The 25,397-nt window shown below is 62.7% G+C and carries 29 protein-coding genes and 1 pseudogene; 17 read left to right on the top strand and 13 right to left on the bottom strand.

Going from position 1 to position 25,397, the window contains the following annotated elements:
• The first annotated feature begins 4 nt into the window (after positions 1–4).
• Complete coding sequence (locus tag OW521_RS04935) at positions 5–562, top strand: NADPH-dependent FMN reductase (RefSeq protein ID WP_268025686.1); 558 nt, start codon at positions 5–7, stop codon at positions 560–562.
• 88 nt (positions 563–650) lie between these two features.
• On the opposite strand, the gene OW521_RS04940 is transcribed toward OW521_RS04935, so the two are convergent.
• On the bottom strand, positions 651–917 hold the full coding sequence (locus OW521_RS04940; protein ID WP_268023452.1) for a hypothetical protein: 267 nt from the start codon (positions 915–917) through the stop codon (positions 651–653).
• 484 nt (positions 918–1,401) lie between these two features.
• Complete coding sequence (locus OW521_RS04945) at positions 1,402–1,995, bottom strand: DUF1345 domain-containing protein (protein WP_268025688.1); 594 nt, start codon at positions 1,993–1,995, stop codon at positions 1,402–1,404.
• Between the two features lie 821 nt (positions 1,996–2,816).
• On the opposite strand from OW521_RS04945, the gene OW521_RS04950 reads away from it, so the two are divergent.
• Both OW521_RS04950 and OW521_RS04955 read left to right on the top strand, forming a co-directional pair.
• Entirely contained in the window at positions 2,817–3,098 is a 282-nt protein-coding gene (locus tag OW521_RS04950) for a hypothetical protein (RefSeq protein ID WP_268023454.1), read from the top strand.
• A complete protein-coding gene (locus OW521_RS04955; RefSeq protein WP_268023456.1) occupies positions 3,095–3,322 on the top strand; it encodes a hypothetical protein in 228 nt (75 codons plus the stop codon). The genes OW521_RS04950 and OW521_RS04955 overlap by 4 nt, the downstream gene beginning before the upstream one ends.
• A 139-nt stretch (positions 3,323–3,461) precedes the next feature.
• Here OW521_RS04955 and OW521_RS04960 read toward each other — a convergent pair whose 3' ends face one another.
• On the bottom strand, positions 3,462–3,722 hold the full coding sequence (locus tag OW521_RS04960) for a hypothetical protein (protein ID WP_268023457.1): 261 nt from the start codon (positions 3,720–3,722) through the stop codon (positions 3,462–3,464).
• A 607-nt stretch (positions 3,723–4,329) separates the two neighbouring features.
• On the opposite strand from OW521_RS04960, the pseudogene OW521_RS04965 reads away from it, so the two are divergent.
• Both OW521_RS04965 and OW521_RS04970 read left to right on the top strand, forming a co-directional pair.
• Positions 4,330–4,898, top strand: a pseudogene (locus OW521_RS04965) (recombinase family protein).
• Between the two features lie 259 nt (positions 4,899–5,157).
• Positions 5,158–5,385 (top strand): hypothetical protein, encoded by a 228-nt coding sequence (locus tag OW521_RS04970; protein WP_268023459.1) that lies wholly within the window; start codon positions 5,158–5,160, stop codon positions 5,383–5,385.
• A 574-nt stretch (positions 5,386–5,959) separates the two neighbouring features.
• Here the strand turns inward: OW521_RS04970 and OW521_RS04975 are convergent.
• Together OW521_RS04975 and OW521_RS04980 are read right to left on the bottom strand one after the other, a co-directional pair.
• A complete protein-coding gene (locus OW521_RS04975) occupies positions 5,960–6,943 on the bottom strand; it encodes an aldo/keto reductase (protein ID WP_442781262.1) in 984 nt (327 codons plus the stop codon).
• Between the two features lie 41 nt (positions 6,944–6,984).
• Positions 6,985–7,419, bottom strand: a complete 435-nt coding sequence (locus OW521_RS04980) for a response regulator transcription factor (protein ID WP_268023463.1) — start codon at positions 7,417–7,419, stop codon at positions 6,985–6,987.
• Between the two features lie 617 nt (positions 7,420–8,036).
• Between OW521_RS04980 and OW521_RS04985 the strand changes: the two genes are divergently transcribed.
• Positions 8,037–8,177, top strand: coding sequence for a hypothetical protein (locus OW521_RS04985; RefSeq protein ID WP_268023465.1), 141 nt, complete (start codon positions 8,037–8,039; stop codon positions 8,175–8,177).
• A gap of 109 nt (positions 8,178–8,286) precedes the next feature.
• On the opposite strand, the gene OW521_RS04990 is transcribed toward OW521_RS04985, so the two are convergent.
• The gene (locus OW521_RS04990; RefSeq protein ID WP_268023467.1) at positions 8,287–8,799 is read right to left on the bottom strand and encodes a cupin domain-containing protein; all 513 of its coding nucleotides are present in this window, start codon (positions 8,797–8,799) and stop codon (positions 8,287–8,289) included.
• Positions 8,800–8,919: 120 nt separating this feature from the next.
• Between OW521_RS04990 and OW521_RS04995 the strand changes: the two genes are divergently transcribed.
• Positions 8,920–9,537, top strand: a complete 618-nt coding sequence (locus OW521_RS04995; protein ID WP_268023469.1) for a TetR/AcrR family transcriptional regulator — start codon at positions 8,920–8,922, stop codon at positions 9,535–9,537.
• A 61-nt stretch (positions 9,538–9,598) separates the two neighbouring features.
• Here OW521_RS04995 and OW521_RS05000 read toward each other — a convergent pair whose 3' ends face one another.
• On the bottom strand, positions 9,599–10,930 hold the full coding sequence (locus tag OW521_RS05000; protein ID WP_268023470.1) for a carboxypeptidase-like regulatory domain-containing protein: 1,332 nt from the start codon (positions 10,928–10,930) through the stop codon (positions 9,599–9,601).
• A 580-nt stretch (positions 10,931–11,510) separates the two neighbouring features.
• A complete protein-coding gene (locus OW521_RS05005; RefSeq protein ID WP_268023472.1) occupies positions 11,511–12,122 on the bottom strand; it encodes a hypothetical protein in 612 nt (203 codons plus the stop codon).
• A 685-nt stretch (positions 12,123–12,807) separates the two neighbouring features.
• Between OW521_RS05005 and OW521_RS05010 the strand changes: the two genes are divergently transcribed.
• Positions 12,808–13,710 carry an alpha/beta fold hydrolase gene (locus OW521_RS05010; RefSeq protein ID WP_268023473.1) on the top strand — a complete coding sequence of 301 codons (903 nt, stop codon included), beginning with the start codon at positions 12,808–12,810 and terminating at the stop codon, positions 13,708–13,710.
• A gap of 25 nt (positions 13,711–13,735) precedes the next feature.
• Here OW521_RS05010 and OW521_RS05015 read toward each other — a convergent pair whose 3' ends face one another.
• From OW521_RS05015 to OW521_RS05025, 3 genes are all read right to left on the bottom strand, one after another.
• Positions 13,736–14,548 (bottom strand): BBE domain-containing protein, encoded by an 813-nt coding sequence (locus OW521_RS05015; protein WP_268023474.1) that lies wholly within the window; start codon positions 14,546–14,548, stop codon positions 13,736–13,738.
• Positions 14,545–15,309, bottom strand: a complete 765-nt coding sequence (locus OW521_RS05020; RefSeq protein WP_326494034.1) for an FAD-binding oxidoreductase — start codon at positions 15,307–15,309, stop codon at positions 14,545–14,547. The genes OW521_RS05015 and OW521_RS05020 overlap by 4 nt, the downstream gene beginning before the upstream one ends.
• Positions 15,310–15,541: 232 nt before the next feature.
• Entirely contained in the window at positions 15,542–16,321 is a 780-nt protein-coding gene (locus OW521_RS05025) for a hypothetical protein (protein ID WP_268023476.1), read from the bottom strand.
• Positions 16,322–16,987: 666 nt separating this feature from the next.
• Here OW521_RS05025 and OW521_RS05030 point away from each other — a divergent pair.
• Positions 16,988–17,395 carry an META domain-containing protein gene (locus OW521_RS05030; protein WP_268023477.1) on the top strand — a complete coding sequence of 136 codons (408 nt, stop codon included), beginning with the start codon at positions 16,988–16,990 and terminating at the stop codon, positions 17,393–17,395.
• 494 nt (positions 17,396–17,889) lie between these two features.
• On the opposite strand, the gene OW521_RS05035 is transcribed toward OW521_RS05030, so the two are convergent.
• Positions 17,890–18,213 carry a hypothetical protein gene (locus tag OW521_RS05035; protein ID WP_268023478.1) on the bottom strand — a complete coding sequence of 108 codons (324 nt, stop codon included), beginning with the start codon at positions 18,211–18,213 and terminating at the stop codon, positions 17,890–17,892.
• Between OW521_RS05035 and OW521_RS05040 the strand changes: the two genes are divergently transcribed.
• Entirely contained in the window at positions 18,194–18,352 is a 159-nt protein-coding gene (locus OW521_RS05040; RefSeq protein ID WP_268026134.1) for a hypothetical protein, read from the top strand. The genes OW521_RS05035 and OW521_RS05040 overlap by 20 nt on opposite strands.
• Positions 18,353–18,603: 251 nt before the next feature.
• Here OW521_RS05040 and OW521_RS05045 read toward each other — a convergent pair whose 3' ends face one another.
• A complete protein-coding gene (locus OW521_RS05045) occupies positions 18,604–19,335 on the bottom strand; it encodes a DUF72 domain-containing protein (protein ID WP_268023479.1) in 732 nt (243 codons plus the stop codon).
• A gap of 71 nt (positions 19,336–19,406) precedes the next feature.
• On the opposite strand from OW521_RS05045, the gene OW521_RS05050 reads away from it, so the two are divergent.
• From OW521_RS05050 to OW521_RS05080, 7 genes are all read left to right on the top strand, one after another.
• Positions 19,407–19,616: a hypothetical protein gene (locus tag OW521_RS05050; RefSeq protein WP_268023481.1), complete on the top strand. Its 210-nt coding sequence runs from the start codon at positions 19,407–19,409 to the stop codon at positions 19,614–19,616.
• A 101-nt stretch (positions 19,617–19,717) separates the two neighbouring features.
• Positions 19,718–20,167 carry a DUF6328 family protein gene (locus OW521_RS05055; protein WP_268023483.1) on the top strand — a complete coding sequence of 150 codons (450 nt, stop codon included), beginning with the start codon at positions 19,718–19,720 and terminating at the stop codon, positions 20,165–20,167.
• 161 nt (positions 20,168–20,328) lie between these two features.
• Positions 20,329–21,261, top strand: coding sequence for an SDR family oxidoreductase (locus OW521_RS05060; protein ID WP_268023485.1), 933 nt, complete (start codon positions 20,329–20,331; stop codon positions 21,259–21,261).
• A gap of 51 nt (positions 21,262–21,312) precedes the next feature.
• Entirely contained in the window at positions 21,313–21,561 is a 249-nt protein-coding gene (locus OW521_RS05065) for a hypothetical protein (RefSeq protein WP_268023487.1), read from the top strand.
• 879 nt (positions 21,562–22,440) lie between these two features.
• On the top strand, positions 22,441–23,487 hold the full coding sequence (locus tag OW521_RS05070) for a tyrosine-type recombinase/integrase (protein WP_268025690.1): 1,047 nt from the start codon (positions 22,441–22,443) through the stop codon (positions 23,485–23,487).
• Positions 23,488–23,823, top strand: coding sequence for a helix-turn-helix domain-containing protein (locus OW521_RS05075; RefSeq protein ID WP_268020851.1), 336 nt, complete (start codon positions 23,488–23,490; stop codon positions 23,821–23,823). It begins immediately after the preceding gene.
• Between the two features lie 65 nt (positions 23,824–23,888).
• Positions 23,889–25,265, top strand: coding sequence for a hypothetical protein (locus OW521_RS05080; RefSeq protein WP_268020850.1), 1,377 nt, complete (start codon positions 23,889–23,891; stop codon positions 25,263–25,265).
• Positions 25,266–25,397 lie beyond the last annotated feature (132 nt).

The raw sequence follows: 25,397 nt of genomic DNA on the forward strand, positions 1-25,397 counted from the left end.
TCACATGGTAAGGATCGCCGTCGTGGTCGGCAGCACCCGGCCCGGGCGCCGGAGCAGGCAGGTAGCGGACTGGGTCCTGGCGCGGGCAACCGCGCACGGAGGCGCCGACTTCGAGATCCTGGACCTGGCCGACTACAAGCTGCCGCTGCTGGACGAGCCCGTACCCCCATCGCTCGGGGACTACAAGCACGAGCACACCAAGGCCTGGGCCCGGACCATCTCGGGGTTCGACGGGTTCATCTTCGTCACCGCCGAATACAACCACTCCGTTCCCGGGGTTCTGAAGAACGCCCTGGACTTCCTCTACGCGGAATGGAACAACAAAGCCGCCGGCTTCGTCTCCTACGGAAGCTCCGGCGGGGTCCGCGCCGTCGAAAACCTCCGCCTCATCGCCGGTGAACTCCAGATCGCCGACGTCAGAGCCCAGGTCGCCTTGCCCTTCGCCACCGAATTCGAAAACTTCACCACCTTCACCCCAAGCGAAACCGCCGAAGAGGCCCTGAACCCCCTCCTGGACCAGCTGATCTCCTGGACCACAGCACTGAAAACCCTCCGCACCTGACCGCGGCCCGACGCCGCACCTTCGTGTCTGGATCGGCCGGAAAGCCAGCGCTTACTTAGAGCGCCAGTTTCCTGGACCCGGTGACGGGTCAACCGGGAAGCCATGATCCACCCGGTGGAGAGCCGGGCTTTCCGCGGCCCCGGAGTCTCCGGAACAACACCAGGAACGGCAACGCCACCAGCTCCAGAAAGCCCGCCGCAAGCAGCAGAACAACCAAAAGAACCAGGAAGGGCAGGTACAACAGGAACACTGTGGCCGCCGCTGCGACATAGCCGCCGACAAAGCCGACCATCCACTGCGCATCCATCATGACTCCCATCAACCGGCCGCCCGGGACCGCCGATACAACGGTCATAGCAGCACCCGGCCGCGTTGACAACGGTCCCACCTCCCCGGCCGGGTCGGCGTCTCAGTGTGCCCCTGAGCGGTTGAAGAGCCGGCGCCGTGCGACATGGCTGCGCACGTTCAGGGCCCGCAGCTTGGGTTGCGGAAAGCCCTACCAGAGATCCATGGCACTGGCCGTGGGTTCTCCTCCGCCGCATGCTTGCCCGATGGGAATCACTGAGGACCCGATCGAGGAGCTTCGAGCCGGCATCGACGCGTTCAACAGGGCCCATTCCAGGGTCATCGCATACGACGATCCTGGGTGGCACACCGGCTGGAAGAAATTGCCGCCCAGGCCGAGGAACGGCTCGAGGCCCTGCAAAGCCGGATGAACTATTAGCCGATCGGGAATCACCCCGCACACCGCCCCTTTCACGGCTGCAGTCTGCAGCGCGTCCGCCGTGGCCCGGCTCCGTACGGTGGGGTCGGGCCCGCCCGTTTCTCCGTGGGTGCGTTCAGTGGATCAGTCCAGAAACGAGGTTGATGGTCGTGGCCAGCACTATGGCTCCCAGCAGATAGGACAGGAGCGCCTGGCGCAGCACGGTGGTGCGGATCGCGTCGGTCTTCAGGTCGGTATCGGAAACCTGGAAGGTCATCCCGACCGTGAAGGACAAATAGGCGAAGTCCAGGAAACGGGGCTGTGTGTCCTCGTTGAAGTCCACCCCGGCCCTGTCCCGGTAATAGATCGACGCGTAGCGAAGGGCAAAAAGCGTATGGACCAGGAACCAGGACAAGGCAACGCTGCCCAGGGCCACGGAGATGATCGCCGCCTTCGCACCCCCTTGGGCATTGGAAGCCTCCAGCAGGATGAGCGCCACCCCGCCGAAGCTGGCCACGGTGGCGGCCAGCACCAACACGTCCGAGACGCCCCGGCCCGGATCCTCGCGCCGTGCATGGGCAGCCGTGGCTTCGGCAGGCAGCCGCCCGACAACCGCCCAGACCCAGACAAGATACGTCAGGGAGGCCACCGCCCAGCCCAGCGCCGGCGCGTACGCCCAGGAATTCAACATTCCAACAGCCAGGGCGGTACCCAGACCCAAAACGGCCATCACCAGAACCCGAAGCCGCGAATGATGCGCCACGGAATTGAAACCCTTACCCGGGGCACCCGGGACGCCACTAAGACTCATGGACCGATGATCCCATTCAAGCAGCCCGCCGGTCCCGACTTCGACCAGCAGCCGGCGAGTCGACCTGTGTCAGGCGGCAGCGGTCCGGCTGCGCCGGCGGCACCGTTCCGCGTCCGACGTTCGGCCGTCTCCCAAGGCGCGCCTGACCGACGGCGGGGACAATATCGAATACCTCACCTAACGCCAAGTGAAACTCAGCATCGGCGGATCCATCCAGGACACCACTGACCTGCCGGCAGATACTGTTGAACGATGGGGCCAGATTCGCCAGTGAACCGCCCCGCCCGGTGCCTTGGCCGGCGCACGCCTCTCACTTGGTCTTGAGCCACACAGACGGATGTCTGCTGTAGCGCTAAAGAACGAAAGACCCGACTTTCGGGGGTGCAGTTCACTTAGGCCTCGCCATTTTGTCGGCGCCCCAACCGGAAGGATCCCCATTGATGCGAGGCAACCCCCTCCTCAGAGTCGCGTCAACGCACCCGTTTCACCGGTCGGGTCCGATCACTGATGATCCACACACGGAAGCCGGTCTGCAACAGCAGGTCCAAGCGGATGACGGTCCGCAGGAACGACTCCCGTTATCAGAGCTGTCAGCCCGGGCAGTTGCCGAGCCGCCGCGGGCCGCCGACCTTGCCGATCCCTCGTGGGGGCAGCAGGAAGCGGGTCCAAGGGACGTGCCCCCGACCGGAACGGGTGGCAGCAGCGTGCAAGGTTCGGCAATCCTGCTCCATGATCGACTCTTGGCCGAGATCGAAGACCTGGTTCGAAAACTGAAAAAGAAGGTGGCTCGGTTTGGGATGCTACGGGCGGTCCTGTCCTGCGATCTGCCGAGGGACCGAGCAAACGAGACCGCGGTGACCTGGATTCACGACGCCTTGGAGGATATTTCGGCAACCGCCCTGGGGATCGAGACCGCGTCAGGCAAGCTGTTCCTTCGTGTCGCCTCGGCCGAGGCGCTGGAGCCAAAAGAAATGGCCGAGACACCGAATCTTAAGGAAACAACGGTAGGAACCGCGGAATGAATAGCACGATCGAGCCCGGACGGACCTATTTCGTCGAGGCCAACAAGCCAGACCTGATTGATAAGGACCTGAACGAGGCTGTGGACTTAGCACTGGAGTACGCGATGAAGGCGGGACAGTACGGCATTCTGGTGACACGGCACGGGCATTCAACCTTTACCGTGGCTGTCAGTGCCGAAGTGCCGTTCCGGCAGACAAGAGAGGAGAACAGTCCTCTTGCATGAATTCTCAGCGAGACACGTCTGACTTGAGCCCGCTGCCGGACCGGTGGACCGGGCCTTGCCGCACCTGGCGTCCTTGCGCAGAGCCATGGATTGCCGGCCGGGCAACTCCCTCGATTACAAGGTCTCGGCACGGTGAGACCTATACGTACCACTGCCAGCCGGGCGGGGCCCAGTCGTCCGGGGTCTGGTGGGAGTAATGGTTGCCGCAGCGCTTGCAAATGTAGCTGACGGCAGGGGGCCGCAGGGTTTCGGGGTCGGGAGCGTACGAGGCCGGCACATACCGGGTGAATTCCAGATGCGCATCGGTACCGCATTGGGGGCACCCCGGCAGAGCCGGTGGCTGAGCGGGAATGCGGTGCCGCTGGTTTTGCTTCCGGCTGGTTTGAGCTGAGATTGCCATACGGGCCTGCACTTTCTCGCCAACCTGATGCCCTTGCGGGGTCCCGGGACCAGGTTGGAGGGTCGTGGCATCGTCTAGTTCTGCGGATGTGAGAGATCCGGCATTCAGCCCGTCACCGGGCCACGTTCGACTGAACGCTTCCGCGTGCGCCATTGGCACACCGGAGCGGGGGGTGCGAGTCATTCTACTCTTTTGAAAGCCGGCCAGGGGTCCGGATAGAGATCGGGGTTTCCGCGCTCCCCTTGACCGGCCGCGCCGGTCCGCGGAGGTTCAGGGCTGTTTCCTTTCGAGGAACCGGTGTTCGCGGCGGAGGGCGGCGGCGTCGCCGGACTTGAGCGGATGAAGGAGCGGTCCTCCTTCGAGAGTGTAGTCTCGCCGTGCCGGTCACCTTCGTCGGTGCCTGTCTCCTGTGACCGCCGTCCTGTCGCTGGAAAAGGCTGCGAAACTGAACGCTAAGCCTTGAGAATGTCAGTTTGGGGTACACCCCAGACTGACGTCAGGCATGATCTCATGCCACATGTCAGAATGAAGTCCGTATTTCTATTTATTGACATGCGTTGGCGGGGGTCTTAGATTTCACCCTGACAGTTTCGATCGTGGAGGTAGCGTGAACGGCCAGCGTCTGGGATACGTCAGGGTCAGCAGCCTGGATCAGAACACCCGGCGTCAACTCGAGGACATCGAGCTGGGCACGTGTTCACCGACAAGGCACCGGGCAAGGACACGAAACGGCCCCAGCTGGAAGAACTCCTGAAGTTCGCCCGCGCCGGGGACACCGTGATCGTGCACAGCATGGACCGGCTGGCACGCAACCTCGATGACCTGCGATCCGTGGTGCAGAAACTGACCGGCCGGGGCGTACGCGTCGAGTTCGTCAAGGAAAACCTCACCTTCACCGGGGACGACTCACCCCTGGCAAACCTCATGCTCTCCGTCATGGGCGCCTTCGCGGAATTCGAGCGTGCCCTAATCGGTGAACGCCAAAGAGAAGGGATAACCCTGGCCAAACGACGCGGAGCCTACCGGGGACGGAAGAAAGTCCTAACCACCGAACGGGCGGCAGACCTGGCCCGGCGCGCCGCAGCGGGGGAGCCAAAAGCGGCCCTTGCCCGCGAGTACGGCATCAGCCGCCAAACCGTCTACGAATACATCCGTAAGGCCGACCCTAGGAACTAGACAAAATTTGGCGGCACGAGTACGGCGACGCCTGTGGGGTTTGGCACCTTATGACAGCTTCAGGAGTACTGGGCCGTTAACGCGCACCCCGGCACCGGATCAGATGATGGCGGAGATTCACAAAAGGCTTGCGCTCAAGGAGGCGGGGACCAGGGCGCCTTGGACCAGCCGCCACAAGCATACCGGCGATACTTGCAGGACGACTGCATTCTGTAATATCAGGGCCGATCACCGGCGGCTGGAGATCGGTTCGACCTGATTGGCCAAGAGCGTCACCGCGCCGCCGCGAACACCGAAAGCCAAACCGCTCAAGCTCACCCACGCCTTCGAACCCCTTGACTGCATCGCGGTGAAATTCAGAACCATCTGGCACAACCCGGCTTCGCGCCAGGCTGTCTCCGGCCTGCGTGCCAAGCAGGACCGAATCCCGCGCAACAAGGACCTGTGGCGCGACGGTACGATGCGCTACGTCGTGGTGTTCCGATGAGCCTACTGGGCAGGCGCCGAATTCCGGCCAGATAATTTCCGAAGAATGCCCGCTCCCAGCCGTTGCAACTCGATTTTGGGCGCTGGCGGTAGCCGCCGTGCCGATCGGCTTCATCAGACAAATCAATTTCCATTAACACGTCCTTTTGCTTAGTGACCTTCCGCCGAGACGAGATGCCGGACGGCACCCTGTTGGCCCGTGGCAGCGATAAGAAATATCTCTCTTTGTCATTCCGATCTTCGATCGTCGCTGGGCGGAACCTCCGCGCAACCAGGGCGCTACGCGCCGCTCGCAATCCAAAACTTCGTACGGCGCTCCTGCCTCGCTTATTTCCTCGCGAACTTTTGGACCGCTCCCGGTACCCCAAGTTGCACTCCGGCCCCTCATGCCCAGCAGCGGATCCCCTATCAGAACGACTCCGGAAACTGCTGACCCGCTGGCCCCGACCTCCCGGCCCGGTTGCCGAATCACCCCAACTGCATGACGTGCCAAACCCCGCCCTGGTAACTTACCTATCGGTCGCCGGGGCGCGAAGCAGGCGCAGGGGAATTATGAAGGCGGCCGGCGAAAATGTTCAGATTCCGACGCTTTTCATTCCCGCCGGATCGTAGCGTTCCCCCGATGCCTCCGGTACGACATTGGAGATGTGTTCTAATGTGTCCTCGTCTAATGTGATCCGGGCGGCAGCGACATTGTCGGCTAGATGTTGCGGATCGGTGGTGCCGGGAATGGGGACGATACCCGGGTCCTGATGTAGGAGCCACGCGAGCGCAAGTTGGGCAGGGGTAATGCCGTTCTCTGCCGAGAGTACCCGGATCGCCTCGACCAGCGCGAGGTTGTTGGCTCGGTGTTCCGGGGCGAACCGGGGCAGATTACGGCGCACGTCTGAGGGGTCCAGGCATGAAGGATCGGTGTGGCTGCCGGGAAGGAACCCGCGTCCTAAAGGCGCGTACGCCACCAGGCCGATACCTAGTTCCTGCAGGGTGGGCAGCACTGTGTCCTCCACGTCGCGCGACCACAGCGAATACTCCTGCTGCACCGCCGCGATCGGGTGGACGGCGTGGGCGCGACGAATCGTTTCCGGCGACGCTTCGCACAGACCGAGATGGGCGACTTTGCCCTGCCGGACCAAGTCAGCCATCGCTCCCACTGTTTCCTCGATCGGAACGGAAGGATCCACCCGGTGCGGGAAGTAGACGTCGATCCGGTCCACTCCCAGCCGGCGCAGGGAGGCCTCGCAGGAGGCGTAGACGGTGGCAGGACGACCATCCACCGTGCGCCGCATGGTGACGGGATCCATCCGGATACCGAACTTCGTGGCCACCACGATTTCCTCACGCCGCTGGGCCAACAGCCGGCCGAGCAGTTCCTCATTGGTGTATGGGCCGTACGCGTCTGAGGTATCCAGCAACGTACAGCCCAGATCCAGGGCACGGTGCAGGGCCCGCAGTGAGACCGTCGGGTCGGGGGCGCCGTAGAAGCCTCCGGTCATGCCGATGCACCCGAGGCCTATCGCGGACACAACGGGACCGCTGCTTCCGAGCCTGCGTCCCGGCATTGGAGGAGTGCGCCCGGCCTCCGAGGCCCGGTTCACCGCGCTCACGCTCGCACCGGCAAGACGCGCTTCCCGGTCTCGATCAGGACCACTCTCCCGACGGCGAAGGCCCCGGACGCAGAGCGGGAGTGAGAAAGAAAGGTCCTACGAATAATCTGATGAGCTGTCCTGTGCATGGAATCCTCCGTACGAAGCGCCGGGCTGTTCCGGCTCTGGTCAGAAATCGCCCGGGCGGGCGCTTCCCTCCAGTGTGCGGCACGGATGCCGGGTATTTCGTCGGAGAAACGCCCCCCTTCCGGGTCAGGGGTTGCTGCAGGCGCCAGGGGAGCCCGTCCGCTCAGTGCGGATGCCTCCGCCCTGTTGCACATACCAAGTTTGGCCAGGAGCCGGCCGAAGTGATGTTCGACGGTCTTGGGCGAGATGCAGAGCCGACGGCCGATCTCGGGATTAATCAGGCGCTCGCACAACAGATCCAGCACCTGCCGTTCCCGGCACCATCAGAACGTCCACTTGGCGGCTGCCATTCGTCGCGGTATACGACCTGTTTACGCATGCGTTCCTCGGCGGTGTGCAACCGGACGGGCGAGTCCTTCATCAAGCCCGCATTAATCATGGAGCCTCGATGGCCCTCGATGTGATCCGCTGTCCCAATGCTCAGGGCAACGGCAGCGGAGAACCCCGTGGGCACGATGTTTTACTTCAGTCTTCGGGCCGGGCTGAAGAATGCCTGCCGTAGGCCACGGTCATGAACCACCCGTCCAGGGTGTCCATAAGATACATGCCCGCGGCGAAGATCGTCCGCCCCAAACCGAAAAGCGGGCCAACACATACATCTGCCAAGGCCTGGTGATGCTCGCTACCGGCAGCAGGATACGGGCCATCAGATCCGTGGCGAACAGGCCGCAGCGAATCCCAGGGCTTCTCTCAACGGCGAGGTGTCCTCCCCGAGCAGGCCTCCCAGGTACTGTGCTCCGCCGGCCAGCAGGGCGCACAAACGGAAGACAACGCTGGAATGGCAAGCAAAAACCATAAACCGACCGAGAGCGGCCTGCGGCATCCCCGATGAGCTACGCGTAGTGCAGTAAATGCCAGCAATATGGTCGACATCGAAAACGCGCCTAATCCCGAGCACAAACGCGCCCGCACCGGCCCCCGCACCGAAGACCTGCGTGGAGCTGATGTGCAGGCACTGCGGAACAACACCGAACACCCCGGCCCGCCACGCGCAACACGATGACGGTACCGGCTATCGCACCGGCCGGAGACAACAATTTCCGGCCCCTAAGGACGTTGCCGCCGGATTTCGGGCGCGCACGCGAAGCAAGGATTCCCATGCCCCGCTCCTGTCAGCCCATTGGAGGTGTCAGCCCGTACCGGGCGATGATGTCCGGCAGCCAGGGCGGCTGGCCGAAATGAAGGCCGTATTCGGCGGCCAGCTTGCCGATCACCTCGGGATCCGGCGGCCCCGCTTCGAAATGATCTGCGAGCCCCCAGAAGAAATGCTCAAATCCCGCGGGGCTGATGATCTCGATCATTCGCGCCGGGACTTTTCCGGCGTTCCACATCGTGTGGAGCTCACCGCGCGGTTTCGTGATGTAGCCACCGGCGCCGAGCACGGCCTCACGATCGCCGGAACGGAACCCGATCTCGCCTTCAATGACGATCGAGTACTCATCCTCCCTGGTGTGGGTGTGCGGGGGGACCAGAGCCCCGACAGGAAACGGGTGCTCCACAATCGAGATCTGTTCATCGGTGTGCTCCCCGAAGAGCTTGAAGACAACCCCGATCGATCCGAGACTGCCCTCCCGCCCCTGGCCCGGTTGCACTACTGTCAACCGCGGAGCATTATCCATGTCCATGAAAGGCCACCTTCCAATTTTCAATATACAATGGTGTGTATCGAAATTGTGCGCCCGGGAAGGACCAGAGTCAATACATTGAGTGAACACCAGCGTTCATCCAAGAGTCGGCGCTACGAGATGAGCAAAAGGACCGAACAGATCAGCGGCACGCACCAGCGCATCGTTGACGCGGCCGTGACACTGCATGGGTCCGTCGGGCCGGCCCGCACCACGATCGCGGGCATCGCCGAGAAAGCCGGTGTCACGAGGCTGACGGTCTACCGGCATTTTCCCGACGAGGAAGCACTCTTCTCTGCCTGCTCCTCGCACTGGCTTTCACAGCAGCAACTTCCGGACCCCGCGGCCTGGTCCGGGCATGCCGATCCCGTCGAGCGCCTCACCGTTGGCCTGTCCGACCTGTATCGGTTCTATCGCGACGGCGAGGCCATGCTCACCCGAATCTATGCGGACTGGGACGCTCTCCCGCAGACCCACCGCTCAGAGCTCGAATCCAGAAACGCCTATTTCCGGGACGTTTTACTCGAGCCGTTTTCCGAAGCAGACAGGAACCCCAGGCTGATCGCCACCCTCAGTCACGGGATCTCTTTCTGGACATGGCGATCGCTATGCCATGACAACGGCCTTTCGAACCCCGATGCGGTCGAAATCATGTCCACCCTGATCACAACAACAGTCGGCGCCTCGGAAACATCCGTCCCAACCTTGCGAGTGAACGCCGGCGTCCCTAGACCCTGACCCGCCTAAGCCGGTCGGCACATGGCATCCATGAGCCGGACGGGCACCACGCGCCCGCCCCTCACCGCGGCGCGGCAAGCACCAATACAACGTCGATGCCGGCAAGGGCTCCTCCCGGGGCCACCATTACCGGAGTCGCGTTCGCGACGCTGCCATCGCCGCCGTAGTACCGGGACACAACGGGCGTCCCCTTCCCCACGAAGTAAACCTTGTAGGAACCGGCAGCTAGTCCGACAATCGTGTACGTCCCGTCGGACTGGACAGCGGCCCCGCCGCCGAAACCGGACGCACTGGACGTTGCGGAGACAAAGATCTGGCTCACATCAACGCCGTCAGGCACCGTCACCGTGCCGCTGATCGTTGCGCCAAGCGCCAACTCCACGTCGGTGCCTTCCTTGGCTTCCCCGGCCGCCACCACCACGGGGGTCGCGTTCGCGAAGCTTCCGTCGCCGCCGTAGAACCGGGACACAACATTCTGCGGCATTTCCTTTTGGGAGCCGAAGTTGAGCTTGTAGGACCCGGCCGGCAGTCCGACGACCGTGTAGCTCCCGTCTGCCTTGACAGCCGCACTGCCCCCGACGCCGGCGCCCGGCCCGCTTGGGAGTGCGACCGCAAAGATCTGGCTCACGTCGATGCCCTCAGGCACCGTCACCGTGCCGCTGATGGTCGCGCCCAGTGCCATTTGGACGTCAATGCCTGCCCTGGCCTCCCCTGCAGCCACGGCCACCGGTGTCGCGTTCGCGAAGCTTCCATCGCCCCCGTAATACCGCGGCACGACGTTCTGGCGCACGCCGTTCGGATCCGCGGGGAAATTGCCGAAATTGACCCTGTATGTACCGGCAGGCAGCCCGACAACCGTGTATGTTCCGTCGGAATCCACGGCCCCGAACGAAGGACTGAAGGACCCACCCGACAACGAAAAGGCAGTCGCGCTGATCTGGCTGACGTCAATGCCCTCGGGCACGGTTACCATGCCACTGATGGTGGCACCAAGCACCAACTGCACGTCAATACCGGCCTTCGCCTCGCCCGCGGCCACGTTAACCGGGGTCCCGAGACCGCTTCCGTCGCCGCCGTAAAACCGGCTCACAACGTTCTGCCTGACGCCATACCCATCCGGCCCAGCCTGGAAACTCACCGGGTACGAACCGGCAGGCAACCCGGTGACGGTGTAAGTCCCATCAGCATCTGGATGCGTTGGGTTAACTACATCCGGCGCATGGAAGACGACCACCGCGATCTGGGTCACGTCTATGCCGTCGGGCACCGTCACCGTGCCACTGATGGAACCGGTGCCGGCGGCCTGAGCCGGGACAGCACTGACCAGCGCTGAAAGGAAGAGGAGAAGAATCGTGACCAGCGCGAGAAATCCGCGTCTTGCTTTGGTTTCCATGGGTTTCCCCCAATGTGGAATATGCGATTCCTAGAGCGCCTGCAGGCACGGGTCTGCAGGCGATCGGCCGCTCAGCGAGCTGGCGCCGGCCGGGACAAGAGCCATGACCGGAGTGTACGCGTCCGGGACCAGCACGGCACGAGTGGGCGATACCTATTTCCGGGAAACGCCACTCTGTCGACCCACTCGTTCTTACTTACATCGAGTGGCAAATTGACACCGCGCGGGCCACCTCCGGTACTTCGTTCGTCCTCGGGGCGCCACAGGCTTGGGAATAGCCCTTGGATTCCGTGGTTTTTACTGATCTTGGTCCTAACCCTCCCTGGCCCAATTCGGAGGCTTGGGGTACCCAGGGGTGGAATAGTCGCACTCTCCGTTGGTGCACAAATAGGGAATGTGCGTTCCGTTGGCCGCCATCATTCCCATAGCGGGAAGTTCAACCCACTTGTTGACAACAAGACTATTGCACCGCGTGCAGACATAATTCATGGTCTTCTTCCCCAGAGGTCTGGCCCGTATATCCAACGACTATCTGTGCTGTGATGCTCACGGCCTACTTCCAACGCTTGGCAACAGACTCTCAGAGGCCGCTGGCCCGTGCCACCTCGACGAGTCCTTTATTTGCCTGGTCCGAAGACAACCCGCCGGGCGCGTCCGTCGTGTAGTCCAGTTTAAACTCATAGACCCAGGAACCTTTCCATACCACCAAGAGCATGCTCGTCTGCGGCATCGATACCCTTGGTGACGGCAAGGATTCACCGGTCCGAGGAGGAAGCGTCACCGGCGGGGGCATGTGCAGCTCACGGAGGACCGCGCTGTCTCCAAGCCCGGACACCGGAGTGCCAATCGCCTTTCCCGGGTCAGGCATTCCACCCGCAGGCGGATGCCCGGGATCCAGGGAGAGGGGGTGGAGTTGGTACGTCCACGCGTACGCCGATCCTGGCAGCTGCGTGTCGGCAGTGAAAATGCAGCCAGACGGCCCTTGAGCCGGAGGTGCGGGGAGTCTTCCATAACCGTCGGCCACATGGGTGTCCAAACCGAACGCGGTCTTGACTGAGGCAGCCGTGAGTCGACTGCATGGATCAACGCCCGCCGGGGCATTGTAGTCCGGTGGCACGCATGCCCCGAGAAGAATCAGGAGGGACGTCCCGGCCAGCGCCAGAAGGAAGGGTTTCTTCTTGATGCGTGACATTTCATCGGCCCTCCTATGCGAAGCCCCCAGACTGCAGTTCAATTATTCAACTTGTCGCAAACGAAACGAAGCCAATTGACGTTACTGATTTGAAGCGACATGCCTGACCCCCGGAGCGGACAGCCGCAGCCACAACGCGGACAAGAGGGCCAACGGGCACAAACGGGATATCGCCGCCGACACGATTGCCGCCTCCTGCCAATGCTCTCGGTCGTTCGAATTCCGGTCCGCAACATCGGCCTGAACTGTGAAAAGCCAAGAAGTCATGGCAGGTTGCGGCTCCTGCGGCTAACATCGGGATCGGGAGGAAGTGCGATCATCTGTGCTGCCATCTGGATTCTTTTGCACTTGGACTGTTCATGGCCGGATGCACAGCCCCGCAGACCGTTGCCTGCATACGTCAACCAGTTGGCCACCGATTGTGCGCGCTGGACGGCAACTACAAGGAATTCACCCACCCGAGCCTGCCCAATTACTTGGCCCTGACCAGTGGCATCAACGCCTGCACGGCGGATAACTGCGCTCCGGTGGTGAGTGCAAAGCAAGAGTGCCGAGCGCCATCACGTCCGGTCAACGACCCTTGCAAGACCGCACTCAGCTAAGGTCAGGCATGCGCCCGCTTCGCGAGCACTTAGGGTGAGCCTCGTCCGCCCTGCTGACAGAGACCCCGCCGCGAGCCCATACTATGAACATGGCAGGGGATCCGTTCGAAGTCACCGGGCACTTCACGCTGGCCGATACAACGCTCGCCTACCGCGAAAAGGGCGCCGACGGGACGCCTGTCGTATTCGTGCACGGGGGTCTGAGCGACCTGCGCACCTGGGAAAAGCAGCTCCAGGCAATCAGCGCCTCGTACCGCACGATCAGTTATAGCCGCCGCTATGCGCGTCCCAATGATGACGTCCCCGCGGGGGCCGATGACCAGATGTTCCCGCATGCGGATGATCTTGCCGCAATCCTTCAGGGCCTGGACGGCGGCCCGGCGACACTGGTCGGGAACTCCTGGGGCGCCTTCATCTGCCTTCTCACCGCGATCGGCCACCCCGGCCTCGTGGCAAACCTGGTGCTTGAAGAGCCGCCGGTCCTTCCCCTGTATGTCAGCACACCCCCTCGGCCGGCCGAACTCCTCCGGCTCGCCCGCAAACCCCGGACTCTTGCAAGCATCCTCGGTTTCGGAACCAGGATCGCCCGGGTGCAGAAAGCTTTCCGCAACGACAACGACGAGGAAGCCATGCGTCTGTTCGTCAACGGAGTCCTCGGCAAAAAAGGCCTCGATGGCGTCCCGGCGCCCCGCCAGCAACAGATGAGGGAAAATCTTGGTGCCCTGAAAGCCCAGATGCTGGGTGCCGGTTTTCCGCCCCTCCACGATCAGGACGTCCGGGAAGTCACCATCCCCGTGCTCCTGCTCACCGGAGAGCAAAGCCCGGCTTTCCTGCACCGCCTGACCGAGCGGCTCAACGACCTGCTACCGAACGCGCAGACAATCCGCATACCCCGTGCCTCCCACCTCATGCACGAGGTAAACCCCGCCGCCGTCAACACGGCGATCCTCGAATTCCTCACCGCCCAGGCCATTGCAACAAGCTAGCTAGAACCGGACCGGCCAGGAAGGATCAGCCAGCCGGCTGGCCGGTGGAGGGTTTGATGTTCTGGTTGGAGCTGAAAACATTGCCAGGGTCGTAGTCGGCCTTGATCTGCGCCAACCGCACGTAGCCCTTGCCGTAGGCAGCCCGGATCCGGGCCTCCCCCTCGTCATTGTGCAAAAAGTTCACATACACGCCGCCGGTGGCGTGCGGTTCCATCGCGGCGAAGTACTCCCGGCACCAGGAAATGTCAGCATGATCCGGACCCCCTGCCGGCCACGCAGCGTTGATGTTCATCGCATGCGCCGCGTCCCTGCCCGATGCCGCAGAGCCGCCCCCAGGCCCGTCGGCCATGGCACCGCCCATATGAAAAAGCAGCGTGTAGGACGCGGGCGAATTCTTGGCCCAGGAACGCTCGATCAGAACCTCAATCGCGTCATCGCTCAACGGGGGAAGGTAGTGCGACTTCCAGTAATAACCCCAGTGGTGCGGCACCCCGGCGTCGAACATCGACTGATGCTCCACATACGGTTTACGCCTGACCAGATCCGCCGCGGGAGGCCCGAAGCTCCGAAGCGGCCGCAACAACGCCTCTCCCTCATCAAGGTCACCGGAATAACACGGAATCACGAGCAGGACATCGGTTCCGCGCAGGTCCTCGGGAACCCACTCCAGCGCCGGAGCGGTCCGCAGGTTCAAGTACACCGCGAGCTCCTCCGGCGCCCCGGCAATGAACTCACGATAGAAGGAAAGCACCTCACGCGCCTGTTCGGCCCTGAACAGGATCGGCCCGGCCAGCACCGTCCTGCCCAGTTGGTGGAGTCCGAACTCGAACTCGGTCACAATCCCGAAGTTCCCGCCCCCACCCCGGACCGCCCAAAAAGATCCGCATTCTCATCCGCCGCCACACGGACCCGGCTCCCGTCCGCCAACAGCATCCGCACCGAGAGCAGGTTATCCGACGTCAGGCCCCACCGGCGGCTGAGCCAGCCGAACCCCCCACCCACGGTCAGCCCGGCAACGCCCGTGTGCGTCACGATCCCGCCAGGCGTAACCAGACCATGCGCCTGCGTGGCAGCGTCAACATCACTCCACAACGCTCCCGGCCGGACCCGCGCTACACGGGCACCCGGGTCGACCTCAACACCACGCAACGCCGAGAAATCGATCACCACCCCGCCCTCACACAAAGCCGAGCCCGAAACGTTGTGCCCGCCACCCCTGACAGCCACCGACAGACCCTCCCGGCGCGCATACGCCAACGCCAACGCAGGGTCCTCCACCCCGCCGCAACGCGCGATCAGGGCAGGCCGCCGGTCAATCGCGCCATTCCAAATCCGCCGCGCCTCCGCATAATCAGGATCCCCAGGCACTAAAACCGTTCCCCGAAAACCATCCAGAACAGCACTCATAAACGCATCATGCCTCCACACCGCCGCCGCTGGCAACGATAAATCCGCCCCAACACCGCCCCCAGCACCCAATCCCCACTTCCGACCCCGCCGCCTTGGGAGTGTCCGCCGGATCAGCGGTTGGCATTTAGTTGATTCTCCGTCGAAGGTGATGGCGCAGGCATTCAGTGCCGGCTTCCCCGTGCGGCCCATCGTGCCCTTCCGTTGCCCGTCGGGTCCAGTGCCCTGCTTGCCAGGCACAGGCGCCTGCACTGGACTTCTGACAACCCGATGTTCCTCTGCACGCGCCCCGTAATTCCGCGGGATCCAGTGCAGACGATTTCGGCCTCGATCCGAGCCAGACCTCTTTGTCGGTCCATTGACGTTGCAGGGCCAACGTCATGACGATTCATAGGGTAAGTGACCGGAATTTCCTTGCAGATACTCACTGGCGGCCTGGCGCTTCCTCCGTGCGGTAGAGGTTTTCGATGACGATGTCGGCGTCCAGGGGGCTGATCTTGGGATACATGGTGCGTAACTCCCTCACGGCCGCTTCATGTCCGCGCTTGATATGGATCACTCTCAACCAGCTGATCTGCAGACCGGACAGGTGCACCCCGGCCTTTGCAAGCTGGCGGTGTTCTATGATGCGCCAGACGCTCACGGTCGCTTGGGCAAGGGCCAGGACGATGATCAGCGGTGTGAAGGCGTCAGATCGCCGTGGATAGGTAAAGAACATGGCTGTATAGAAAATCGAGAGTAGCAAGGTACTGGCGCCGAAGTTCTGCCATCTGAGCCAGTCCAGATAACGTCCGGGACGCAGGGGCGGGATCTCCGAGGCCGCCGCCTGTTCTGCCGGCGCTGCTGAAATGCCGGCCGACGCCAGAACCAGACCGGCCATCCACAGGTACGGACGGGCAGGATCTGCGAGCTCGGGCACGGACAGAAGGGTGGATGCGAACACGGCCAGAGGCAGGAGTCCGGGAAGGGTGTCCGCGGCCTGTATTCGGAGCAAGGTCGTGGGCTGTGACCGTCGCTCCCAGGACAGTATGACGACGCCTCGGACCAAGGCAAAGACTGCGAAGAAGAAAGAAAACCCGATATTCCTGCCGTCCTGTGGTCCGCTCGAAAGCACGGCCGCATGCCACATGCCCAAGCATCCGGCCAACACGACACCACCGCCGATCATCACGGACACCGGTTTAGGGTTCTTCACCACCCGCATGGACGGTCCTTCCTCATCGACAGGTGTGACCCTCTGCGATCATCGAACGCCTGCGCTCCTCCCGTGTCAATGATTCCCGCTTTGCGCCCGAACCCCGTCACGACGCAGGCCCTGGTCTTATCTCATGCGCACCCGCTGCGGAGGGCGTCGCAGCCAGCAGTCCGGAGCCCCTGCTCACCGATCGGTCCGGCACGCTCCCGTGGCCGGCCCCCGCAAGGGACGGGGTTGATGGCGCCCGTGGTGGCGTGCGGTTGTTCCCGGCGGCTTCGCATATCCCCCCTTTGCGCAGCAGCCGGGAACCCCTGCGCTGGAGTCCTCCCGACTCGCGCGGGGGTTCCTTATCGGCCCCCTGTTGCCTCACGTCAATACCTCCGGGAACGTTGATTCCTTGTGCACTTTCCCTCCGGACAGCTACCCTGAGCGCAGTTCCTTGGCTCTATCGATTTGACGCACCACACTTATGCCGTAAATCTGAGGTCCACGGGGGCCATGTAAATCATGCGAAAGCGGTTTGGCGTTATCGCAGTGCCGTTGCTCTGCATTCTCCTGACGTCCTGTGCGCCTGTCCCTTACGGGCCGTCGACATTCCCTCCCATAACTTCATTCCCTCCGGCAAGCACCACGCCGCCGGTGACCTACTTGTCCCGTCCGGCAAGCACCACGCCCATGCCGGGTCCTTCGTCCCGAGGCTCTACCCAGCCGACTGTCGAGTGTGCCGAGTTCCTGCCCTCGACACCGTGTGGATTATATTCCAGCGTCCGCGGTGCGTCCGGCCGCCAGGATGTAGCCTGGGCCGGTTCCGGCAGCATCACGGCCAGGCTCGAATCCGTTTCCGGCTCCCTGTATCTGACCGTCACAACCCCGTGCGCCCCACTGAGTGGGGCTGCATCCATCACTGGGAACATTCTGCAGGTCCGGAGTATCGCCGTCGGCGCCATGTCGTGCCCGGGCGAACCCGCTTCACAGGAAGCTTGGGTCCTGGAGTTTCTCAGGCGCCCGATCAAGCTGGCGTATGCCAGCGGGACACTGACATGGCTCAGCGGCCCGGACACCCTGGGATTCAAGAGTCACTGAACCACAGCAAATATCGCAACTCATCACACAAATGAAATTGGGGGACAGTAATGCCATCATTCTTACGCGCCGTGCGCATCTGTGCGGTATTGCTGCTAGCAGTCGTTCATGCCCTGGCCACAGTCCGCGCCGTGTAAATCTCCTCAACCATTGGGGAAACGGTCATGTTCGAAGACGTACTCGACGGCAAATACAACGACACCACCGCAAGGACCGGAGAATAAGCCAAACTTGTCTCAGACTTCACCGGCCCTGACTGGAGAACTCCCCCGGAAGCCGTGCCGGCCAGCCTGACCCGACACTGATGATTGCCGCCGGCCGGACCGTCAATGAAGATGGAGTTGCGGCCGGAGCCGCAACTCCATCTTCATTGTTTATCGGACAGTCCCCCGTGCGGTGATGAGTCCCACTTTGGCAGCCCAGCCTCTTGGCAAGGTGCTGAAATTCCGGACTACGGGATGGCAGGTCCAAGGAAGAGTCGCGAAATTCCTTGGCTATGGGGGTGGCTTATGGCCGTTCAAGCCGGCCTGATCAGCCGTGACGACGCGGACATTGGCCCTGGCAAGTGCTTTTGCAATCGCCGGGGGCAGGGGCGAATCGGTGACAAGGGTGTCGACGGCATCGAAATCCATCAGATGGACGATTGCCAGGTGGTTCATCTTGCCGCTTGTCGCGACAACGACTACATGGTCAGCGGCCCGGATCAAGGCTCTTTTCACGGGTAGTTCCAAGTCTCTGTCTACATACAGTCCGTCTGCGTGGAGTGCCTCGATGCCGCAACTGCCGCCATGGATATGGGTGTCGATGGCCGCCGCCATCGTCCTTGGACTCTTCGCTGGCGAAGCCCTCGCCAAACGAATGCCCGCGAAATCGGCGAGGCGGCTCATGGTCCTCCTGGCCTATATCGGTTCAATCGCCGCAGCAGCCAGGGGCATCTGGGAACTGCTTGGGCTCTGATATCCGCTCAAGGCTGTACCCGCTCGATTCAAGCCGGGCATTCTCTCTTGACGGCGGGGACCCATTCCGGTTCAAGACCGAGGATTTGCCGTGCCGGCTCGCGCGATTGGGGCCCGGAATCCCTCCCCGTTCCAGGGCCAGACCGCTGTGTTCCAGAGCCGTAGACACGGACTCGAAGCCGCGGTCCATGTGCGGCCCGAAGCCCTCGTCCATGTACAGGACGGGGATGTCGGCATCCTTGGCAATCTCCCCTAGTGGTTGCCGAGGAACGAGCGGAGGGTGTGGGCGTTACGGACCGCATTGCCGCCGCCGTCGTTATTGAAATAGACGAAGACCTCCTTACCCGCCGCCTCCCATTCCACAATTCGCTCCGCCCACCAGCGCAGGTCCTGCTCGGAGTATGAGCCTGCGTATAGGTGCTGGTGATCCGGCCCATGCATCCTGATGTAGACAAATGGCGCCGTGGCCCTCAGCACGCACGGGAGATCCGCTCCGCTCATGATGCAGTAGGCCGTTTGGTGCCTTTCGAGCAGTTCGTAGACAGCCTCGTGATACCAGCTGTGATGGCGGAATTCGACGGAGACCTTCATCCACGCAGGGAGGAGGTCAAGGAAATAGGCCAGCCGGTCGTCGTCGCGCTCCATTCCCGGCGGAAGCTGGACCAGCAGGACTCCGCGCCTGTCCCCGAGTTCATGCCACGCCGAAGTAATCCTGCCGATCCAGGCTTCGGGGGCATAGAGACGTTTGCCGTGTGTGAGCCCACGGGGCGCTTTGACCGAAAACACAAAGCCTTCGGGTAGCCGGCGTCGCCAGCTGGCGAACGATGCATCGCGCGGCCAACGATAGAAACTCGCGTTGAGTTCAACGGTGTCGAATTGCTGCACGTAGTAGCCGAGGCGGTCGCGCGAGGAAGTGCCGGCGGGATAGAGCACGTCGGTCCAGTGGTCGTAACTCCACCCTGAGGTACCTACATGAGTTTCCACCCGGCCAGCCTATGGTCGACGCCACTGAATAAGTAAGCTGATGATATTCGGAATCGATGAGAGGTTGGTCGATGGCCATGCGATTCGGGTCGATTTTCGGGCTGATCATGGTGATCTGGCTCATCATTGGAGCGGTAGCCGCCGGCCAGCGCGGCTACTTCAACGCAGTCCCCGCACAATGCTCCCAGTTCGCGACAATCTCCTTGAACATTATTGCCGGTCCGCTCAACTACATGGGACTGAACCCTGTAGCCGGCTGCGAACTGCCTCGGCCGTCGTGAGCCGACCGGAAGATCCGCCGCTCCCCGGGCCGGAGGCCGACACCAGGCACGAGTCCGAGGACCAACGGATGGACCGCAACTAGAATGAGCTGCTCCAAGAAATGCGCGTCCTCCAGACGGGGGTCCAAATTATCGGCGGCTTCCTGCAGACCCTGCCGTTCCAGCAGAGATTCGGCACCCTGACCGAGGCGCAGAAGTGGTGGTTTCTCCTGCTGGTCGTTCTGGCGACCATGACCACAGGCCTCATGCTGGTTCCCGTCAGTCTGCACCGGCGACTTTTCCAACACCACGTCAAAGACCGGTTGGTCGCTGCAGGGGACATGATCGTCAAGACCGTCGTAGCGTGCGTATCCCTCCTGATCGCAGGATGCGCCGGACTGATCTTCAGCGTTGCCGTGGACCCCGAAGCAGGCCTCGCCGCCGGCGGCAGCATTCTTGCCGCTCTCGCCGCGCTCGTACTCATATACCCCCTGCTTTCCTGGTCACCCCGGCGTAAAAAGCCAAAGCGGGAACACGCATCGGGCAAGGCGTCCAAAAACCCGGAACCGTAGTTCGCTGACCGAAATCCGCGCTAGCCCAGGCCGTTTCGATCAATATCGTAAGTTTGCTGATCAATTTCCTGGAATCCATGGACAAGGGACCATCCGGGCTACTAATTTCGATGAGGTAGCAGGCTCACGCAAGCGTCGAAGGACCGACGAAGTAGGTGATCATGTACCAGTCAGAACCGCAGCAAAGCGAAGCGGAACAACCAGGTAGTGCCCAGCTTTTTCCACCGAGGGATCCCCGTTCCGGCTATTACACAGGATCTTTTCCCCAGCAAGAACAGAAGCAGCCGGGATTGACCGCGTCAATGGATCCCCTGCCTGACCACGGCGAACTCTCGTACACTGGCCATGGCCGCCTGAGGGGCAGGGCAGCCCTCATAACAGGGGGCGACTCCGGGATCGGAGCGGCTATTGGCATTGCCTTCGCCCGCGAAGGTGCCGACGTCGCGTTCACGCACCTGCCTGAAGAGTCCGAAGACGCGCGGAGCACTGCAGGCTGGATCCACGAGGCCGGGACCCGAGCCTTGTGCCTGCCGGGTGACGGCCGTTCGGAAGAGTTCTGCCAGTCCACGGTCGAACGCACAGTGGCCGAGCTTGGCCGGCTGGACACCTTGGTGCTGAACGCAGGGTACCAAAAAAACCGGGAAAGCCTCGATACCCTGCCGAGCGAGGAAATGGACAGGGTTTTCAAAACCAATTTGTACTCCTTGATGTGGACTGCCCGCGCGGCAATCCCCCACCTCAATCCGGGCGCATCGATCATTGTCACGGCCTCCATCCAGGCATTCAACCCTTCACCCGAACTTATCGACTACGCCATGACCAAAGCGGCGCAAGTGGCCTTCACCAAGGCGCTCGCCCAGGAGCTGGGACCGAAGGGCATCAGGGTGAACGCAGTGGCCCCCGGACCCATTTGGACGCCGCTGATTCCCGCGACGGAGTGGCCGGACAAGCTTACGGAGTTCGGGCAGGACACGCCGCTCGGCCGGGCGGGGCAGCCAGCGGAATTGGCTCCGGCCTATGTGCTTCTCGCTTCGGACGAAGGTTCCTACATCTCGGGAGCAGTTCTCCCCGTCACTGGCGGGAAAGGCCTCTAGCGGCCGATCTTTGATTATCCATCACGGGTTCAAGCGCGCGGAGGGGATGGTATGGACATCGACGTGGACAAGCAACACGCAAAAGCCGTCGAGAATCTCGCCTTCGGCGGCCGAGGTGTGGGCTCCATCGTCGAAACACTCTTCGTCAACCCGCTCACGCGCGCACTCATGTCGGCTGACAAATTCACTCCCGTGATGATGGCCGGCCCACTTCGGCATCTGGAGTCATCATGGGAACTGACACTGACCAGCGCAGAAGACATTCAGCCGCTGACTGCTAGTAGCCTTTCACTCGGGTAATGATCGGTTCACGGTGCTTGCCTTTGTCGATGGCGGCCTGAGGTCCTTCATGATCGCTTCGTCAAATGACGGCGCGCCGCTTTGCTGTCCCTCGAATGCGCGCTGAGCGGCACGATTCACGTAGCGGGTGGCCCGCCTCACATCGCTGATAACGACTGCCCATTCCCCAGGTCAAATGCGTCTCGGAAAATCCCGATTTCATGTTCAAGAAGCTCCTGTCACTACAGCGACTCGATCAGTGCACTCAGGAGCCCGGCGACTTCCTCCGCGTCCTGTAAATTCCGTCGTTGAAAACGAGGGGCGCCCCTCGGCGCGCCAAGGCTCCGAATACTTCACGTGCGGCCTTCGCCCAGGTCACGTGGTCATCGCGTGGAATCGTCCGTAGCAGGTCCGCATGGGCAGCCGCGTTGCGGGTGTATTCTACCCACGCTTTCGCCGGCGATGTTGCGTTCTCGAGGCCGGTCCTGGAGACCTTGTGCTTGTTCCGGGCCGCGGCGTTCTATTCGGGTGCGGCACCCACGAACACCCTCCCGCACCTCGACGGGCTCACCCGCACCAATGTGAATAGACGTCGCCAAGCGGCACCACAATTCCCGCTCCTCGGCCCGCGGAAGATACTTCCGCATCAGCCACACCTCTGGCACCCAAGGTCCGACTCACGCCTATAGACGGAAAAGTGACAGCCCAGCACCGGGGCCTGGGGTCTATTCTCTTATGTCCTGGTGCGGGGCCCGCGCGGTGATAGGCCTTCCTCGATCATGGTAACTTAAAGGTGACATCGTAAGATTTACGTATACACCATTGGGGGTAGGAGTGACCGAGGCTCCGGGATCGGCGCGGTTGATCCTCGTGGACGGAATCACCCACCTTGACGAGGAAATGGCCGTGTTCGAGGCGATGCTGACCGGGTGGGAGCGGCAGCAGAAGTCCCGCTTGCTGGCAGATACGACGATTGCTCCCCGGATGGCGTTGCTGCGGCGGTTCACGGAATTTTCCGGCTCCTATCCGTGGGAGTGGACCGCCGGCGATCTCGAGGATTTCACGGTCTCGCTGATGTCCGGCAGCGCCCGCCTGGCCCCCTCGACGATTCGCGGCTACCACTTCACCTTGCGGCTGTTTTGTGACTATCTGATCGACGGGCGCTACGGGTGGATCCAAGCATGCGCGGACCGGTTCGAGCAGATCCCCTCCCAGGTATGTCATGACTTCAATACCGTCGCGCATCTGCATGACTACGAAGGCCGGCCGGAACGGCGTCCGTTCACCTATGACGAGCTGCAGCACCTGTTCGATTTCCTGGACACCCGGGTGGAGCAGGTGGCACGCTCGGGCCGCAAGGGCGCATTGGCCGCGTTACGGGATGCGCAGATGATCAAAACGACCTACGCGTTCGGGTTGCGCCGCAACGAGTTGTGTCAGCTCGATGTTGCGGACCTGCGGCCGAATCCGCACATGCCGCACTGGGGAACCTACGGGTCCATCCACGTCCGCCACGGCAAATCGTCCAAGGGCGGGACCCCGAAGCGACGCACGGTGCTGGCCGTTCCCGAGTTCGATTGGGCGATCGAGGGTCTCAAGCAGTGGGTCGAGCAGGGCCGCCCGATCGTGCGCCCGAGGAACCATGCCGCGCTCTGGGTGAGCGAGCGGCTGAGCCGGGTCTCGGCCAAGCACCTGGACAAACGGTTCAGCCGGCTCCGTGCCGAGGCAGGCCTGGATGAGGCGCTGACGCTGCATTGCCTGCGGCACTCCTACGTGACGCATCTGATCGAGTTTGGCTACCCGGAACGCTTCGTCCAGGAACAGGTCGGCCATTCCTATGCCTCGACCACCGCGATCTACACCTCGGTCAGCAACGATTTCAAAAACAAGGCCCTCCAGGCCGCATTGAAACGCGTTTACACCCCGACCCCGACAAAGGAGCCGTAGATGGCACGGAAACTGAGCATGCAATGGAACCTGCGCCAGCTCATGGCCGCCAAGGGCCTGTTCCAGACCAGCGACCTGATCCCGCTGCTGGAAGAACGGGACGTCCACCTGAGCAGGCAATACGTCCACCGGTTGGTGACCAAGCCCCCGCAACGGGTCAACATCGAGCTGCTCGCCGCGCTCTGCGACATCCTCGGATGCACCGCCGCTGACCTGCTCGAGTTCCGCATCGAGGAAGTCCGCGAGTTGCGCCACGTCGCCGGCGAGGCCGGGCCCGGCATCGGTGAGCTCCGACCGATCCGGGCGAGGATCCGCAGGCCCCACGAGCCACAGTGACCGGCCCCGCACGGACGCCCGCCCCGTGTTCGCGATGCGGTATCAACCGGCCCGCGGCCATCAGCGTGCAAGGCAAAAACATCTGCCAGGGCTGCCGCACCCGGCTGCAACGCAACCCCGGGCCGTGCCCGGGCTGCCAGCAACACCGGGTGCTCGCGTTCCACGACCGGCAGAAGAGGCAGATCTGCGCCGGCTGTGCCGGAGAAAAGCCCACCTACTCCTGCCAGCGCTGCGGCCGGGAGGACAACTGCTACGGGCGCAACTGCGGCCCCTGCACGCTCGCCGAGCGTGCCACCGAGCTGCTCACCGACCCGGACACCGCCCAGATCCACCAGCAACTGCAGCCGGTGTTCAACGCGCTCATGACCGTGGACCGCCCGCAGACCACGCTCTACTGGTTCCGCCGCTCCGAAGGACCCCTAATCCTGCACCGGATGGCGACCGGCGAACTGCAGATCAGCCACAAAACGTTCCAACTGCTGCCCTCGAACAAGACCACCAACTACCTGCGCGACTTCCTCACCGCGCTCGGGGTCCTCCCCCACTACGAGGCCAGGATCGAGCGGATGCTGCCCTGGCTTGAGGACCAGCTGGACACCATCCCGAAAGCCGATGCGGACATCGTCCGGCGGTTCGCCCAATGGCGTGTCCTGCGCCACCTGCGGCAAAAGGCCGCGCGCGATGAACTCACCAAATCCATGGTCCTGCAAGGCCGTGCGCAGATCAAAGGTGCGGCCCGATTCCTGGACTGGCTGACCCGCCACGACACCACGCTCACCGGCATGGGCCAGGCCGATCTGGAACGCTACCTGATCACCCACCCAGGCAGCGAAACATCACAGCATGCCTTCATCGGCTGGGTCCGTACCAGCGGCATCAACACCAGCCTGCGTATCCCCAAGCAGCCCCGGCGCTTTTCCTCCGTCACGATGAGCGAGGAAGAACGGTGGGGCCACGTCCAGACCCTGCTCCACGACCAAACGATGCGCCATTACACCCGCATCGGCGGCCTGTTCATGCTCCTGTTCGCCCAGCCCCTGACCACGATCTGCCGCATGCACGCGGACCAAGTCACCCTCACCGACGACGGCCAGGTCACCGTCACGTTCGAGCGCACGCCGATTCTCATGCCCGAACCCCTCGACCGGATCATCATCGAGCACATGAACCGGCGCGGCCAGGCCTCCTACGCCAGCCGGAACAGCCGCTGGCTCTTTCCGGGCGGGATCCCGGGCAACCACCTGGCCACCGAAAACATCCGCGGACAACTCGTTGACCGCGGCATCAAACCCTACAACTCCCGCAAAGCAGCCCTGTTCCAACTCGCCGCCGAAATCCCGACGCCCATCCTGGCAGAGCTGCTCGGCATCTCCACGACCACCGCCCTCCGCTGGGCCGCACTCTCCTCCCGGAACTGGAACGCCTACATCGCGCAACGCTGAACTCGACCCAGCAGAATACGACCCCTCCGCCAGTATCGCCGTGAGCCACGCCTCCCGGCAGGTCATGTAGCGGTTGCGCTCTCAGTCGATGAATCGAGGTGAACGGGAAAATTTGCGAGGAGTGCGGGGATG

The organism is Arthrobacter sp. MMS18-M83 (assembly GCF_026683955.1).
GTDB lineage: Bacteria > Actinomycetota > Actinomycetes > Actinomycetales > Micrococcaceae > Arthrobacter.

What these genes read in the sequence shown, in the direction of transcription:
- OW521_RS05060 (WP_268023485.1), top strand. Translation starts at nt 20,329, where the DNA reads ATGTACCAGTCAGAACCGCAGCAAAGCGAAGCGGAACAACCAGGTAGT.
- OW521_RS05000 (WP_268023470.1), bottom strand. Translation starts at nt 10,930, where the DNA reads ATGGAAACCAAAGCAAGACGCGGATTTCTCGCGCTGGTCACGATTCTT.
- OW521_RS05005 (WP_268023472.1), bottom strand. Translation starts at nt 12,122, where the DNA reads ATGTCACGCATCAAGAAGAAACCCTTCCTTCTGGCGCTGGCCGGGACG.
- OW521_RS05075 (WP_268020851.1), top strand. Translation starts at nt 23,488, where the DNA reads ATGGCACGGAAACTGAGCATGCAATGGAACCTGCGCCAGCTCATGGCC.
- OW521_RS04940 (WP_268023452.1), bottom strand. Translation starts at nt 917, where the DNA reads ATGACCGTTGTATCGGCGGTCCCGGGCGGCCGGTTGATGGGAGTCATG.
- OW521_RS04955 (WP_268023456.1), top strand. Translation starts at nt 3,095, where the DNA reads ATGAATAGCACGATCGAGCCCGGACGGACCTATTTCGTCGAGGCCAAC.
- OW521_RS04990 (WP_268023467.1), bottom strand. Translation starts at nt 8,799, where the DNA reads ATGGACATGGATAATGCTCCGCGGTTGACAGTAGTGCAACCGGGCCAG.
- OW521_RS04945 (WP_268025688.1), bottom strand. Translation starts at nt 1,995, where the DNA reads ATGGCCGTTTTGGGTCTGGGTACCGCCCTGGCTGTTGGAATGTTGAAT.
- OW521_RS04960 (WP_268023457.1), bottom strand. Translation starts at nt 3,722, where the DNA reads ATGGCAATCTCAGCTCAAACCAGCCGGAAGCAAAACCAGCGGCACCGC.
- OW521_RS05065 (WP_268023487.1), top strand. Translation starts at nt 21,313, where the DNA reads ATGGACATCGACGTGGACAAGCAACACGCAAAAGCCGTCGAGAATCTC.
- OW521_RS05030 (WP_268023477.1), top strand. Translation starts at nt 16,988, where the DNA reads ATGCCGGGTCCTTCGTCCCGAGGCTCTACCCAGCCGACTGTCGAGTGT.
- OW521_RS04985 (WP_268023465.1), top strand. Translation starts at nt 8,037, where the DNA reads ATGGTCGACATCGAAAACGCGCCTAATCCCGAGCACAAACGCGCCCGC.
- OW521_RS04995 (WP_268023469.1), top strand. Translation starts at nt 8,920, where the DNA reads ATGAGCAAAAGGACCGAACAGATCAGCGGCACGCACCAGCGCATCGTT.
- OW521_RS04935 (WP_268025686.1), top strand. Translation starts at nt 5, where the DNA reads ATGGTAAGGATCGCCGTCGTGGTCGGCAGCACCCGGCCCGGGCGCCGG.
- OW521_RS04975 (WP_442781262.1), bottom strand. Translation starts at nt 6,943, where the DNA reads ATGCCGGGACGCAGGCTCGGAAGCAGCGGTCCCGTTGTGTCCGCGATA.
- OW521_RS05020 (WP_326494034.1), bottom strand. Translation starts at nt 15,309, where the DNA reads ATGGGCCGCACGGGGAAGCCGGCACTGAATGCCTGCGCCATCACCTTC.
- OW521_RS05070 (WP_268025690.1), top strand. Translation starts at nt 22,441, where the DNA reads ATGGCCGTGTTCGAGGCGATGCTGACCGGGTGGGAGCGGCAGCAGAAG.
- OW521_RS05055 (WP_268023483.1), top strand. Translation starts at nt 19,718, where the DNA reads ATGCGCGTCCTCCAGACGGGGGTCCAAATTATCGGCGGCTTCCTGCAG.
- OW521_RS05025 (WP_268023476.1), bottom strand. Translation starts at nt 16,321, where the DNA reads ATGCGGGTGGTGAAGAACCCTAAACCGGTGTCCGTGATGATCGGCGGT.
- OW521_RS05050 (WP_268023481.1), top strand. Translation starts at nt 19,407, where the DNA reads ATGGCCATGCGATTCGGGTCGATTTTCGGGCTGATCATGGTGATCTGG.
- OW521_RS05035 (WP_268023478.1), bottom strand. Translation starts at nt 18,213, where the DNA reads ATGGCGGCGGCCATCGACACCCATATCCATGGCGGCAGTTGCGGCATC.
- OW521_RS05010 (WP_268023473.1), top strand. Translation starts at nt 12,808, where the DNA reads ATGAACATGGCAGGGGATCCGTTCGAAGTCACCGGGCACTTCACGCTG.